Annotated in this window: 9 protein-coding genes; 2 read left to right on the top strand and 7 right to left on the bottom strand. The window is 61.3% G+C overall.

The genetic code is table 11. From position 1 onward, the window contains the following. The first annotated feature begins 65 nt into the window (after nt 1–65). The gene (locus HCG46_RS14995) at nt 66–1,847 is read left to right on the top strand and encodes an ABC transporter ATP-binding protein (RefSeq protein WP_168686634.1); all 1,782 of its coding nucleotides are present in this window, start codon (nt 66–68) and stop codon (nt 1,845–1,847) included. 72 nt (nt 1,848–1,919) lie between these two features. Here HCG46_RS14995 and HCG46_RS14990 read toward each other — a convergent pair whose 3' ends face one another. After that, nucleotides 1,920–4,139 carry an adenylate/guanylate cyclase domain-containing protein gene (locus HCG46_RS14990; RefSeq protein WP_168686633.1) on the bottom strand — a complete coding sequence of 740 codons (2,220 nt, stop codon included), beginning with the start codon at nt 4,137–4,139 and terminating at the stop codon, nt 1,920–1,922. A 201-nt stretch (nt 4,140–4,340) separates the two neighbouring features. Here HCG46_RS14990 and HCG46_RS14985 point away from each other — a divergent pair, with 201 nt between their 5' ends. Continuing rightward, nucleotides 4,341–5,387: a FecR domain-containing protein gene (locus tag HCG46_RS14985; protein ID WP_168686632.1), complete on the top strand. Its 1,047-nt coding sequence runs from the start codon at nt 4,341–4,343 to the stop codon at nt 5,385–5,387. 7 nt (nt 5,388–5,394) lie between these two features. On the opposite strand, the gene maiA is transcribed toward HCG46_RS14985, so the two are convergent. From maiA to xdhA, 6 genes are all read right to left on the bottom strand, one after another. Further along, nucleotides 5,395–6,039, bottom strand: coding sequence for a maleylacetoacetate isomerase (gene maiA, locus HCG46_RS14980; protein ID WP_055656853.1), 645 nt, complete (start codon nt 6,037–6,039; stop codon nt 5,395–5,397). A gap of 209 nt (nt 6,040–6,248) precedes the next feature. Further along, nucleotides 6,249–7,628: a guanine deaminase gene (gene guaD / locus HCG46_RS14975; protein ID WP_168686631.1), complete on the bottom strand. Its 1,380-nt coding sequence runs from the start codon at nt 7,626–7,628 to the stop codon at nt 6,249–6,251. Between the two features lie 66 nt (nt 7,629–7,694). Continuing rightward, nucleotides 7,695–9,278 (bottom strand): xanthine/uracil/vitamin C permease, encoded by a 1,584-nt coding sequence (locus HCG46_RS14970; protein ID WP_168686630.1) that lies wholly within the window; start codon nt 9,276–9,278, stop codon nt 7,695–7,697. 68 nt (nt 9,279–9,346) lie between these two features. Then, nucleotides 9,347–10,201 carry a xanthine dehydrogenase accessory protein XdhC gene (gene xdhC, locus HCG46_RS14965; protein WP_205838501.1) on the bottom strand — a complete coding sequence of 285 codons (855 nt, stop codon included), beginning with the start codon at nt 10,199–10,201 and terminating at the stop codon, nt 9,347–9,349. Nucleotides 10,202–10,204: 3 nt separating this feature from the next. Continuing rightward, entirely contained in the window at nt 10,205–12,547 is a 2,343-nt protein-coding gene (gene xdhB, locus HCG46_RS14960) for a xanthine dehydrogenase molybdopterin binding subunit (protein WP_168686629.1), read from the bottom strand. A 17-nt stretch (nt 12,548–12,564) separates the two neighbouring features. After that, nucleotides 12,565–14,028 (bottom strand): xanthine dehydrogenase small subunit, encoded by a 1,464-nt coding sequence (xdhA, locus tag HCG46_RS14955; protein ID WP_168686628.1) that lies wholly within the window; start codon nt 14,026–14,028, stop codon nt 12,565–12,567. Between the last annotated feature and the right edge of the window lie 135 nt (nt 14,029–14,163).

Genomic DNA, 14,163 nt, shown 5'->3' with positions numbered 1-14,163 from the left:
GCAGCCGGGCGGCGGTCACCGCCGCCGCCCGTTTTCCAGAGTTCAAGAAAGACCAGGGCGTCCGGATGTCCAGCCAGCCAGACCATGTAGCCGTTGCCGAAGACGTTGTTCTTTCCGTAAGAGATCTGCGCACGGACGTCGCGACGCCTTCCGGCCGCAAGACCGTGGTCAAGGGCCTGTCGTTTGACCTGAAGCGCGGTGAAACCCTTTGTATCGCGGGCGAATCCGGATCCGGAAAGTCGATCACGGCTCTGTCCATCATGGGACTTCTGCCGGAGCCGATGGCCCGGGTCTCCGGTGGTGAGGTGCTGTTTCAGGGCAAGGACCTGATCAAGCTTCCCGAGGACGCCATGCGCCGCATTCGCGGCGGCGACATTGCCATGATCTTCCAGGAGCCGATGACCTCGCTCAATCCCGTGCTGACGGTTGGTCGCCAGTTGCGTGAGGCGATCCTGGCGCATCAGGATGTCTCGGGTAGTGAAGCCAACAAGCGCGCACTGGCAATGCTGGAATCGGTACGTCTGTCGGAACCGGCACGGCGGCTGAAACAATATCCGCACGAGCTTTCCGGCGGCATGCGCCAGCGGGTAATGATCGCCATGGCGCTGGCCTGCAATCCGAAGGTGCTGATTGCCGATGAGCCGACGACGGCGCTCGACGTGACGATCCAGGCACAGATCCTGCAGCTGATCCGCGACTTGCAGCGCGATTTCGGCACGGCGGTGATCATGATCACCCACGACATGGGTGTCGTTGCCGAAATGGCCGACCGGGTGATCGTCATGAACCACGGCAACATCGTGGAAAGCGGCACGGCTTCCGACGTGTTCGAACGTCCGGCGGACAGTTACACACGGCACCTTCTGGAGGCCGTACCCAAGCTTGGCGCCATGACCGGTGTCGACAGTGCGGCCCGGAAAAAGGACCAGCCCGAAGCACCGGTCCTCGAGGTGGAAGACCTTGTCGTCCGCTTCGACCTGCATGGCGGCCTGCTCAATCGGGTGACATCCCGTGTTCATGCGGTCGAAGGCGTTTCTTTCACGCTGGCACCCGGGGAAACGCTGGGCCTCGTCGGAGAGAGCGGTTGCGGCAAGTCCACCATCGGCAAGGCGCTCATGAACCTGGTGCCCTGGGAAGGGAGCATCCGGGTCGCCGGCCTGCATGTCGGCATCGGCAGCGCACAGGAACAGCAGCGCCGCAGGCGCGACATGCAGATGATCTTTCAGGATCCCTATGCCTCTCTCGACCCACGCATGACCGTCGGCGAAATCGTCGGCGAACCGCTGGTGATCCACGGTCTGGCGCGGGGCAAGGACCTGAAGGACAAAGTGGCATCGCTGTTCGACCGGGTCGGCCTTCCGGCCGATGTGATCACCCGGCATCCCCACGAATTCTCCGGTGGACAGCGCCAGCGCATCTGTATTGCCCGCGCACTGGCGCTTTCGCCCAAGGTCATTGTCGCGGATGAAAGCGTCTCGGCGCTCGATGTTTCGGTGCAGGCCCGTGTTCTGGATCTTCTGCAGGAACTGCAGGAGGATCTCGGCCTCTCGTACCTGTTCATTTCCCACGACATGGCGGTTGTCGAGCAGGTCTCGCATCGGATCGCGGTGATGTATCTCGGCCAGATCGTGGAGATGGGAACACGCCGTCAGGTGTTCGAAAACCCGCAGCACGACTATACCAAGCGACTGTTGAAGGCCGTGCCGATCCCTGATCCCAGGCGCCGGCGCACCGTTTTCGATGTGCCGACGGGCGAAATCCCCTCACCGGTGCTGCCGCTTGGGCAATCTGTCGAGCGGGTGCGTTACCGTGATGTTGGCGACCGGCATCTGGTGGCTGTCGCCTGAAGCCGTAGGAACCGAGCGTGGGGCTGGCGACGCTTTACCTCGCATGCATCCTGCGAGAATGCACTGCTGGCATTACTCCCCGGCAAGTTCCTCGATGATGGGCGACGGCATGAAACTGTCGTAGAAGGCGCTCAAGTCGACCGGAGCCACCGCGAGGCAGGCGTTCACAAGACGTTCGATTTCTGCGCGACTGGCGACGCGCGTACGTCCTTCGATAAGCTCCCTGTGCAGCCTTTCCAATGCCTGCCACTCTTTCGTTCGGGCAAGTGCCTCATCGCCGACAAGCGCGTAGAGAGTCGCGGGCTGAGCCTTGCCCTTGAGTGTAATCGCCCCTGCTTCCAGAAGTGCCATGGCCTTGCACGCGGTTGCAGTTGTCTGCGTCAGCAAAATAGGCCAGCCGACCTGCTTGCAGGCTGTCTCGACTCTGGAAGCAACGTTGACGGCGTCACCGATGACCGAGTAGTTGAACCGCGAACTCGAGCCCATGTTGCCAACGCAACCAGGTCCACTGTTCAGGCCGATGCCAATGCGGATGTCGCCCAATTTATGGGGTCCGGACTTGAAGCCGAAGGCATCCCGGTCGTTGAGTTCCTTGACGATTTTTATCATGTCCAGCGCAGCATGGGCGGCCTTGACCGGATGATCGGCAACGTCAAGCGGCGCGTTCCAGAACGCCATGATTGAATCGCCAATATATTTGTCAATTGCGCCTTCCCGTTTCTGGATGCATTCCGATAGTGGAGACAGCAGACGGTTCAGGAATGCGACCACGTCTTCGGGAGGCAGTTTCTCGGATATCGGCGTAAACCCCCTCACGTCCATGAACATCATCGTCATGTCGCGAATTTCGCCTCCGAGACGCAGCGTGTGAGGCTGTTCCTCCAGCTTTCTGAGCAAGTCCGGTGCGAGATAGCGCTGGAACGCCCTTCGGACAAACCGCTTTTCCCGCTCCGCGAAGGCGAACATCAAGATTGTGGTCAGAAGAAAAATAAGCCCGGAAACCAGCATGGGGAAGACCGGATCCAGAAGGAGGCCATAGCTGGAAAAGGCAAACCAGCTTCCGCCGCTAACTGCCGCGCTCAAGACGGCGCCAACGGCAGCCGATGGGATCGCGCCCGTTGACGGCAATATGGCACCGATAATGAGCGTCACGATGAACAACGCCGCGATTTCGGCTCCGGTCGCCCAGTCGGGACGGTTGAGAAACGTATTCGACAGGATCTGATCAATGATCTGATGATGCATGAAAACACCCGGAACGCTCTCGCCGAGAGCCGTGAGCCTGATGTCTCGCAATCCGGCGGCCGACGATCCGAAGAGGATGATGTGGCCCTCGATCAGGGGGGCCAGCTCCTCGTCGGACAGGTTCAGAAGATCCCGCGCAGAAAGATAGAGAGACGGGTCATTGCGCGAATAATAGATCAGCAGATGGCCATTTGCCGTGACCGGAACCTGGAACTCTCCAACCTTGAATTCTGTCATGGCGAGTGTTCCTGCACTGAACTCGCCGCTCGCTTCCGAAGTCTTGAGAACAAAGGTTTTGTCGCCAAGTGCGACACGAAGCGTCTCAAGTGCAAGGGCCGGATATATTTCACCGTTCGTACCGGCGATGAACATTGGAACCTGGCGCACCACCCCATCGGAATCCGCCTGCCCAAGGGAAATCGTACCACTTCCCTCCGCGACAGCCTGATAGGGCGGCAGGCTCATCACGCTGCCTCTGATCGGGTCGAGGAGCGGTGTCGGATCTTCTCCGAGGACGACGTAGGCAGCCTTGGCATCGGGCAGTCCCATTGCCGATCTCGGTTCGTTGAAAAACCCGAGGATCGTTGGCAGCCCGGCCATTGACTGAACGAAAACGGCATCATTGTCGGGTATTCCCGAGAGCAGTGGCTTGATCTCGTCGCGGCCGGGCCAACCGCGTTCTTCCAGCTCCCGCAAGAACCCCGCCGGTCCCGTCCGGTCGGGCTCGGAAAACACCATGTCAAAGGCGGCGCAGGCAGCTCCCAGGTTCTGGATACGCTCCAGAAGTTTGGCAATCTGCGTACGCGGCCACGGCCATTGGCCTAGCTGCGCTATCGACTTCTCGTCGATGTCGATTATCCGGATCGGTTGCCCCAAAGCCTCCCTCGGTTTGAAACGCTGATAGGTGTCGAAGGTTATCCAGCGCAGGGACGCTATGAACGGGGGATCAGACAGGCGTAGTTCACGGGCGCCGAAAAGGAGGATCAGCGTCAGACCCAGGACGAAAACGTGCCTGTTGCGTAGCAAGTTGAAAAGCGTCTTTCCCACCGGCATGCCCCTGACCGACAGTGCTGTTCGGGAGCCGCGACACCGTTCCCATGTCTGGTGTCCACTCTACGCTAGAATACGCGTTTCTGAGAAAAATATACCTTGACAAAAAGAACAGGGTTTGATCCGAGAAATCGGAAACGATTCGTCTATTGGTTAAGGATGTGGTAAGATCTCATCGGTCGGGCCGGAGTGGGAGCTATGAGGTTTGCCCCGGTTTTAATAGTTTTATCGTTATCCATCTTTTATTCGTCGGTGTCCTTGGCCGACAAGGTTGGCATAACCGTTGATGCAAGAAAGACCGTCAAAGCGACGGGGGGAGGTGCCCCCCGCATCTTGGCATCAAACACATCCATTTTCAGGGACGACCGGTTGCGTGCCAATTCCAGCGGAAACGCACAGATCCGGCTGATCGACGGCACCAAGATTGTTGTCGGTCCCAATGCGGATGTGAAGATCGATGACTTCGTGATCACGGGTCAGACTGTTAGCAAGCTTACTGTTAGTGCAACGCGCGGCGCCTTCCGCTTCATCAGCGGGCGCAGCAAGTCTTCCGCCTACAGCATCCGGACGCCGAATGGCACGATCGGCGTGCGGGGCACGGCTTTCGATGTGACAATCACGCCTCAGGGAACCAATGTCGCCCTGTTGCGCGGTGCGATCAACGCATGCGACAGGAGCGGGCGCTGCCAGTTGGTCCGAAACCGGTGCGACTATGTCCTTATCGGCCGGCGCGGGGTGAAACAGGATCGGCTGAATTCGGATTCGCTCAGAAATCGGTCGAAGTCACTCTTTCCGCTACTCGTAAATGAGTCGAACCTGAACCGACAATTCAGGCAGCGGGGGTCTGGATGCACCGTGAAAAATGCAAGACTGGCACCCGATCGGGTTCCCGAGCAGCAGCCCAGGAACATTTTCCGCGCCCTCTTCAGTCCGCGACAACCAACCGAGAACCCGAACAGCCCCGAGCCGAACAGCCCAGGTTCGAACAGCCCAGAGCCGAGCAATTCCGATTCCAGTTCGCCAGAACCGGCGGCACAATCTGGCGGTGCGCCTGCGAGTGCGGGTGTTCCCAACAATCCGGGCAACAGCAATGCTGTCGGCAACGCGGGAGAAAGATTTTCCGGCGGCTCTCGCGGAAACAGTGCAAACGCACCCGGCCAGAGCAGCGATTCACCGGGCAGGAGCGGCGGCACACCGGGAGAAAACAGACAGGCCCGCAACCAGGCTGAACGCCGCAACAATTAGCCTTTTATCAGGCGGGCGGCGCGCCGATGGCATCCGGGTGGGCGTCCTTGAACGCGTCGAGCGCTTCGGCGGCAGCTGCCGCGCGCAGAATTTTCGGAAATCCGGAAACATCCACGCCCCAGCGATTGGCGTTGTAGAGCTGAGGCATCAGGCAGCAGTCGGCCATGCTCGGCGTTTCGCCGTGGCAGAACGGACCGTTGTCATCCAGTAGGTTCTCGAAGGCGGCAAGACCCTTGCCGATAAAGCGCTGCATCCAGGCTTTCTTGGCATCATCGCCACCGCCGGTCAGCTCCGCCACATGACCAACAATGCCGAGATTGCAGACCGGGTGGATTTCCATGGCAATGGCATAGGAGAGCTGGCGCACCCGGTACTGGCCGTCGACATCGTCCGGCATCAAGGTCGAACCGGGTGTGGTCGCATGCAGATATTCGATGATAGCCAGCGACTGGGTCAGCGTCTTGCCGTCAACGATCAGCGCGGGCAACAGGCCCTGAGGGTTGAGAGCGAGATAGTCATCTTCCAGATGGGCGCGGGTCAGAAGGTTCACCGGCCGGTAGTCAACATCGAGCTTCAGCAGATTGAGCGCAATGCGAACGCGATAGCTCGCCGAGGACCGCCAGTAGTCATATAAAACAATATCTTTCGCCACGAATCCCTCCCAGCAACACGGTGTGCATTGATACACTTATTTGGCCATGAATTGGCAAGTCCGTGTGCGCGGAACGGCATCAAAAGCCGATTTTTTGCTGAGCCGGTGAAGAAGCCCTTGCCGTTATCTTTTCTCTTCTTCTGGAGGTCATCCCGGGTCTCGCGATGCTCGCCCGGGGTGACTTCGAAGTTTGCGGCCAGGTTCTCAGGTCAGGACAGGACGAGGTCCCTTTCTCGGAAAGCAGGCGTTTTGCGTGTCCTTGCTGGCGCGGGCTGCGGTACCGCTGGTGCCTTGCCCTTCTGCGGTTTGCCGGCGACATAGACCTCATCTATGGCCCGGTCGTCGCCCAGCATCTGCAGAACGAAAAGCTCTTCCGCAAGGGTCGACGCCCGCTCCATGCGCAGAGCCATTGCCTCGGTCGCACGGCTGTCCAGCACCACGATGTCCGCTTCCGTGCCTTCGTCCAGCGTGCCGATCCTGTCTTCCAGGCCGAGCGCGACGGAATTGCCGCGGGTGATCCAGTGGAAGGCGCGGAAGGGATGCAGTTTCTGGTCCTGCAGCTGCAGGATCTTGTAACCCTCGTTCAGTGTCTGCAGCATGGAATAGCTGGTGCCGGCACCGATGTCGGTGGCAATGGCGTTGACGATGCCCTTCGAGCGCAAGCCTGCATCATCGAAAAGACCGCTGCCGAGGAAGAGGTTCGACGTCGGGCAGAACACCGGTCGGGCGCCGGTTTCGGCCAACGCATCAATCTCGCGCTGTTCCAGGTGGATCGAGTGGCCGAGCAGCATCTTGTCCGACAGGAGGCCGTAGCGCTGGTAGACATCGAGATAGTCGCGGGCTTCCGGGTAAAGCTCCAGCGTGTAGGCGATCTCGTTTCTGTTTTCGGACAGATGGGTCTGGACGAAGCAGTCCGGATGCTCGGCAACCAGCGCGCCGGCCATCTCCATCTGTTCCGGAGTTGAGGTGATCGCGAAGCGCGGCGTAATGGCGTAGCTCGCACGCCCTCGTCCATGCCATTTGGCGATCAGGTCCTTCGTGTCGTCGTAGCCGGATTGCGGCGTGTCGCGCAGCCCGTCCGGGGCGTTGCGGTCCATCAGCACCTTGCCGCCGATCATCCGCATGTTGCGCTGCTCGGCTTCCTCGAAATAGGCCTCTGCCGAGGCCTTGTGGACCGAACAATAGGCAACGGCCGTCGTGGTGCCATGGTCGGTCAGCAGGTCGAAAAAGCGGCAGGCCATGGCGGCAGCATGGCCTTCATCCGCAAAGCGGGTTTCTTCGGGGAACGTGTAGGTGCTCAGCCAGTCGAGAAGCTGTGCCCCCCAGGAGGCGACGATCTGCACCTGCGGAAAATGGATATGGGTATCGATGAACCCCGCCATCAGCAGTTTCGGCCGGTGATCGATGATTTCCGCATCACCCGCCCAGGCAACCACTTCGCAATAGCTGCCACGCCGCAGGATGAGGCCATTTTCGATCAGAAGCGCACCATCCTCGATGTAATCGAAGGCGGAGGTGTCGTCCGGGGATTGTGGCTCGGCTGAAAAAGTCAGCAGGCGGCCACGAAGCAAGAGACGGTCGGAAGGCATCGAGAAAGGTTCCGTTTGTCGGAGTTCGGGGCGGAAGATCCGCCCCGAAGTGGTTTTAGGTCTGGTTCATTCGCCCGGGCTGACCTGGGCAATGGCAATCGGTTCGGCTTCCGGCTCTGCCTCGTCTTCACGATGGAAGATCGGGTAGATGAACAGGAAGGCGGCGGCGATCAGGTAGCCGAGGCTGACGGTGGTAAGCTCTGGCCAGTGAAGCGTTGCGGAATGGATGATCCCGACCGAGGCCATTGCAAAAGCGGCAAAGGCGAAGCCGCCGGCATTGCGGAACTTGCCGTCAATGACGCTGGCAACGATGGCGCCCCAGATGAGACCCGTCAGGATGGCACCCTGGCTGAGGGCGAGGTGACCTTCGTAATGGGCGCCCTGCTGCAGCAGCGCTGCGGTCAGTTTCGGATCGCCAAGGGCCAGCATGCCTGTGGCCCCGGTCGCGCCGAGCGCGCCGATCAGCGAGCCCCACTTGATGATGAGGAAGCTGGAGACGTGCGGCATCATTGCGATGGTGACGGCGGCCATATGGTCGGTACGCACGGCATGGGCGGTGTTGGTGATGAGGCTGAGCGCGACGAACACCAGGACGGGGGCGGCAGCGGCCACCGGGATCAGGTTGTTCAGGAAGGCAAGCAATCCGAAAAAGGCCGCCAGCGGAATGACCGCGCCGACGCCGATCACGTATCCTGCATGAGCACCCATGCGCTTGTAGGCCGGATGGCCGATATAGGCGGTCGTCGGGAAGGGCGAACCGAACAGCGCGCCGATCATGGTGCCGACACCGTCGGTGATCTGGCAGGTTGCCACCGGATAGTGGTCGCCTGCGGCTTCCGCGCTCTCCACGTTGTTCATCGTTTCGATGAAATTGTAGATCTGCACCGGCACCAGCACCAGGAACAGCTCCGGATGGTTGAACAGGTGCTGGATCCCGGCCATCAGGTCGCCAAGGTAGGGAACGGGCGGATAGAAGCCGACGCCCTCGAAGCTGATCGTCGATTGACCGGTGGCCAGCGCGACCCCGGTGCCGACCATCAGGGCCAGCAGGCCGGCCGGAATGTTGAACGGCAGGCGGAACCGGCCGACGAGACCCCACAGGATGATGATCATCGAGGCAAAGCCAATGAACGGGTTCTCGAACACCGTTGCCAGCGGCACGGTGCCGATGAACACCAGGGCGATGCCGCACAAGGTGCCGAGCATGCCTGCACGCGGGGTCACCTTTTTCAGCCAGGGACCGACAAGCGCACCAAGGGCCGCGACGATGCCGCCCATGAAGCCCGCGCCGATGCCGACCTGCCAGGCAAGAACCGGATCATTGGTCGCCCAGTAGATCGGTCCGATGACGCCGAAGAGATAGACGAACATCACCGGTGTCGAAATGCCGTAAGGCAGCGCGGTCACGTCCCGGCCATGTTGTGCGGCGGCGCGTTTGGCCAGCAGGACATAGGCGGCGACACCGGCGAGGATCGCGATGGCGGCACCCGGCACGATCTTGCCGTAGACAATGTCCGCCGGCATCTGGAATACGAACTGGCAGATGCCTGCCAGGACCATGAGGTTCACGAGGTTGTCGGTGAACAGGGCCCAGAAGGCGCTGAAATCCCCCCTCGAAAACAAAGTGTAGTCGTTCCTCCCAACCCGCATGTCGGGTCTCCTTTCAGGGTAAGACAGCCGTCCTGTTCCATCTCCCAAAGGACAGGTCAGCCGTTGTTTCACTGCGCGGCCTCCAGCAGCGCAGCCTCCTCCGTATCGCCGGCAGCTCTTGCGCCCGAGGTCAGGGCGGTCAGGACTTCTGCGGCGACAAAAGCGGCGATGATCTCGGGGCGCTTGTCCCGGCTGGCGGTTGCGCCGATCGGGCAAGTCAGCTGGTCGATGGAAAGGCCATTGCAATGGCTGTTGCACCAGGAGCGCAGCTTGGCGCGTTTTGTGGCCGACCCGATCATGCCGACGTAGGACGCATGGCCGATCTCCAGCGCGGCCGACGTCAGCAGGAAGTCCAGGCCGTGGTCATGGGTCAGCACGATAAAGGCGCTGCCCGCGGGCGCATTGTAGATTTCGACTTCCGGAATGGCCCGCAGGCGCATGTCGACACGCGCCTGGCATTGCGCCAGCTCTTCCTTGCGCATGTCGATCAGTACGCAGTGAACCGGCGCATGCTGCAGCAGATTGGCAATCGCCCGGCCGACATGGCCTGCGCCCATCACATAGACATGCGGCAGCGCATCGTCCTCGTTCCGCAGGCGGCTGATGACTGCCTGCCGTTCGGCTTTGCGCATGCGTGCAAGTGATACTTCCACCCGTCCGCCGCAGCACTGGCCGATTTCCGGGCCGAGCGGCAAGTCGAGCCTGGAGGAAAGCGTGCCTTCGGCCAGCATCGAACGGGCCTGGGTAATGACGATGTGCTCCAGTTGGCCGCCGCCGATGGTGCCGAAGAGGCTGTTCGGGGCAACGAACATCTCCGTGCCGGTTTCCCGGGGGGACGATCCTTGAACCCGCGTCAGCACGACACGGACGATCGGGTGGGCTGAGCCGAAGAAGCTTTCGGTCTGGCTGGAGCGCATTGTCATGATTTACTCCCGGGTTTTCAGCCGCTCGATGGCCATCAGCACCCGCTCCGGCGTTGCCGGGGCATCAAGGCGCGGGCATTCGCGGTAATCGGCGACACTGGCAACGGCCATGGAAAGCGCCTCGAAGACGGACACCCCCAGCATGAAGGGCGGTTCGCCCACGGCCTTGGAGCGCTTGATGGTGCGTTCCTTGTTTTCCGACCATTCGGCAAGCTTCACGGTGAACTGGCGTGGCCGGTCGGAGGCGAGCGGGATCTTGTAGGTCGACGGCGCGTGGGTCCTGAGGCGTCCGGCCTGGTCCCACCACAGTTCTTCCGTCGTCAGCCAGCCCATTCCTTGAATGAAGGCGCCTTCCACCTGACCCTTGTCGAGGATCGGGTTCAGCGACTTGCCGACGTCATGCAGGATATCGGTCCGCTCCACCCGGTATTCACCGGTGAGCGTGTCGACGGAAACTTCCGAGCAGGATGCGCCATAGGCGAAATAGTAGAACGGACGGCCCTTTCCGGCGGCGCGGTCCCAGTGGATCTTCGGGGTCTTGTAGAAGCCGGCGGCCGACAGGTGCACACGGGCCATATAGGCCCTGCGGACAAGATCATTGAAGGACACAAGTTCGGACCCGATCTCGACCATGTTGTTGTGGAAGCGGATGGTTTCCGGTTCCGTGTTCCAGCGCTCGGCGGCAAAGGCGACCAGCCGTTCCTTCAGCTGTTCGGCCGCGTTCAGGGCAGCCATGCCGTTGAGGTCGGAACCCGATGAGGCGGCGGTTGCCGATGTGTTCGGCACCTTTTCGGTCGTCGTCTTGGTGATCTTGATGCGCTCGAAATCCACCTGGAAGGCATCTGCCACGACCTGGGCCACCTTGGTGTTCAGGCCCTGGCCCATTTCGGTGCCGCCATGGTTCAGGTGGATCGATCCGTCATTGTAGATGTGGATCAGCGCGCCGGCCTGGTTGTACCAGGTGGCTGTAAAAGAAATGCCGAACTTGACCGGTGTCAGCGCAATACCCCGTTTTAGTATGGAGGAACGGGCATTGTGCTGCAGGATCGCCTCACGGCGGGCCTGGTAGTCAGAGGAGCTTTCAAGTTCTCCGATCAAGCGCGGCAAGATGTTGTCCTCGACCTCCTGATGATAGGGGGTGAGGAGACGGCCGTCGTTGCGGTCGCCATAGAAATTGGCCTTGCGGATCTCCAGCGGGTCCTTGCCGAGCGCATAGGCGATCTCCTCGATCATGCGTTCGGCGGCAACCACGCCCTGCGGCCCGCCGAACCCTCGGAAAGCGGTGTTCGAGACCGTGTTGGTTTTCATCGGCCGGCTGGTGAGCCGGACATTCGGATAGAAATAGGCATTGTCCGCGTGGAACAGCGCGCGGTCGGTCACCGGACCGGAAAGGTCGGAGGAATAACCGCAGCGGGCTGCGAAGGTGCCGTCGACAGCCTCGATCCGGCCGCTGTCGTCGAAGGCAACGTCGTAATCGACCACGAAGTCGTGCCGCTTGCCGGTGGCGGTCATGTCCTGGTCGCGGTCCGGGCGGATCTTTACCGGGCAGTTCCACTTCTTCGCGGCAATGGCTGCCACCGCGCAGAAGAGGTTCATCTGGCTTTCCTTGCCGCCGAAGCCACCGCCCATGCGGCGGACGTTGACCGTGACCGCGTTCGACGGCACGCCGAGCACATGGGCAACCATGTGCTGCGCCTCGCTCGGGTGCTGGGTCGAACAGTGGACGGCGACGTCGTCGTCCTCACCCGGAATGGCAAAGGCGATCTGGCCTTCCAGGTACATGTGGTCCTGGCCGCCGATCGTCATCCGGCCCTGGATGCGGTTCTTCGCGCTGTCGAAGGCAGGGGCGATCTCGCCGCGTTCCAGCTTCAGCGGCGCGGTGACATGCGGATAGCCGGCATCCATCGCACTGACGGGATCAAGCGCATGCGGCAGGACCTCATAGTCGATCTTTGCCAGCTCGGTGGCCCGCCGGGCAGCGTCGCGGCTTGTTGCGATGACGGCGAACAGCGGCTGACCATGGAATTCCGTCTTGTCGACCGGAAACACCGGTTCGTCGTTCTGGCCCGTGGGGCTGATGTCGTTGCAGCCTGGAACGTCGTCCGCCGTAAGCACTCCGATGACACCGGGAGCTGCCAGAACCGCCTCCAGATCCATTGACTTGATCAGGCCGTGGGCAACCGTGGACGTGCCGAGATAGGCATGCAGGGTGCCCTGCGGCTCGGCAATGTCGTCGCAATATTCTGCCCGGCCGGTAACGTGTTTTTCCGCGCTGTCGTGGCGGCGGTCGGTATGAACAGCGCCGCTGATCGACTTCTTGGCGTCCGTGATGATGTCGTGTTTCATGTGGTTCGCCTCAAAACTCAAGCAGACAGCAGATCGACCGCTTCCGTGGTCGTTTCGTCATGGGTCAGGAAGAAGCGCTGCAGCAGGTTGCGCGCGGCAGTCGCCCGATACTCGGCCGAGGCGCGCCAGTCGGAAAGCGGTGTGAAATCGGCTTCCAGCGCCTTGCCGGCAGCCACGAACGCAGCTTCCCCCCAGGGCTGGTCGCGCAGCGCGGCTTCTGCCTTGGCGGCCCGCTTCGGCGTGCCGGCCATGCCGCCGAATGCCAGGCGGCAATCGGTGATGCGGCCTTCGGAAACGGTCACGCAGAAACCGGCGGCGACAGACGAGATATCCTCGTCCCGGCGCTTGGAAATCTTGTAGGCAGCGTGAAACTGGCCGGAACGGGGCCGCGGGATCAGGATGCTCTCGACGAATTCGGAGGGCGCCCGGTCCTGTTTGCCGTATTCGATGAAGAACTGCTCCAGTGGCAGGCTGCGCTGCGTGGCTCCCTTGCGCAGAACGATTTGGGCCCCGAGCGCGATCAGCACGGGCGGCGTATCGCCGATCGGCGATCCATTGGCGATGTTGCCGCCGATGGTACCCATGTTGCGCACCTGTTGGCCGGCGATCCGGTCCCAGTAGCTTTTCAGATGCGGGAAAATCTCGCAGATGGTTTCCTGCGCTTCCGAGTAGGTGACGCCTGCGCCGATCTCCAGTGCTGTGTCGCTCAAGGTGACCGATTTCAGCTCTTGAAGGTGGCTGACGAAGACGGCCGGGCCGATGGGGCGCATGAACTTGGTGACCCAGAGACCGACATCGGTGGAACCCGCAACGATGGTCGCCTGCGGAAAGTCTTCCAGAACGGCTGCGAAGTCGGCGACATCCGCCGGAAGGATCGCCTGGTTGTCGTCAGGGCCGGTGACGACACGGCGGCCGTCGGAAAGCGCTGTCAAACGTTCGGTGATGGTTGCCCGTTCCGTTTCCAGGAAATCCTGTGCCGGCGAGCCGTAGCGGTTGGCGGCCATGGCGGCGGCTATGATCGGCTGGTAGCCGGTGCAGCGGCAGAGATTGCCCTGGATCGCGCTTTCGACTTCCGTTTCTGTCGGTTCCGGATTGCCCATCCACAGCGCGTAGAGCGACATGACGAAGCCAGGGGTACAGAAGCCGCACTGGCTGCCGTGGAAATCGACCATCGCCTGCTGGATCGGATGCAGACCGCCGTTTTCTCCCCGCAGATGCTCGATGGTGACCACGTGGCACCCATCAAGCGACGCGAGAAACCGGATGCAGGCATTGACGGTCTCATATTTCAGAACGCCGCCGGCCAGCCGGCCGACCAACACCGTGCAGGCGCCGCAGTCGCCTTCCGCACAGCCTTCCTTCGAACCCGTCAGCCGGCGCTCCAGGCGCAGGTAGTCGAGCAGGGTCTTGTCGGCAGGCGCATCCGTGACAATCACGTCGGCGCCGTTCAGCAGAAACCGGATTTCTGTGCGGTGGGTCATCGCGTCCTCGGGCAAAGTCTTCTCTCAGCCGAGGACGGTACGCTTCAGGACACTTGCAAAAAATCCGGTGATTCCGGAAATTCTTTCAACAGATCATTGAAAATGGCCGTGCGATACTGTGGCTCGGGAAATGCG

The sequence above is a fragment of the Labrenzia sp. PO1 genome, from assembly GCF_012273635.1.
GTDB classification, from domain to species: Bacteria; Pseudomonadota; Alphaproteobacteria; order Rhizobiales; family Stappiaceae; genus Roseibium; species Roseibium algicola.
This window is presented reverse-complemented; position numbering and strand designations above follow the sequence as displayed.

What these genes read in the sequence shown, in the direction of transcription:
- HCG46_RS14995 (WP_168686634.1), top strand. Translation starts at nt 66, where the DNA reads ATGTCCAGCCAGCCAGACCATGTAGCCGTTGCCGAAGACGTTGTTCTT.
- HCG46_RS14985 (WP_168686632.1), top strand. Translation starts at nt 4,341, where the DNA reads ATGAGGTTTGCCCCGGTTTTAATAGTTTTATCGTTATCCATCTTTTAT.
- guaD (WP_168686631.1), bottom strand. Translation starts at nt 7,628, where the DNA reads ATGCCTTCCGACCGTCTCTTGCTTCGTGGCCGCCTGCTGACTTTTTCA.
- HCG46_RS14970 (WP_168686630.1), bottom strand. Translation starts at nt 9,278, where the DNA reads ATGCGGGTTGGGAGGAACGACTACACTTTGTTTTCGAGGGGGGATTTC.
- xdhC (WP_205838501.1), bottom strand. Translation starts at nt 10,201, where the DNA reads ATGACAATGCGCTCCAGCCAGACCGAAAGCTTCTTCGGCTCAGCCCAC.
- xdhB (WP_168686629.1), bottom strand. Translation starts at nt 12,547, where the DNA reads ATGAAACACGACATCATCACGGACGCCAAGAAGTCGATCAGCGGCGCT.
- xdhA (WP_168686628.1), bottom strand. Translation starts at nt 14,028, where the DNA reads ATGACCCACCGCACAGAAATCCGGTTTCTGCTGAACGGCGCCGACGTG.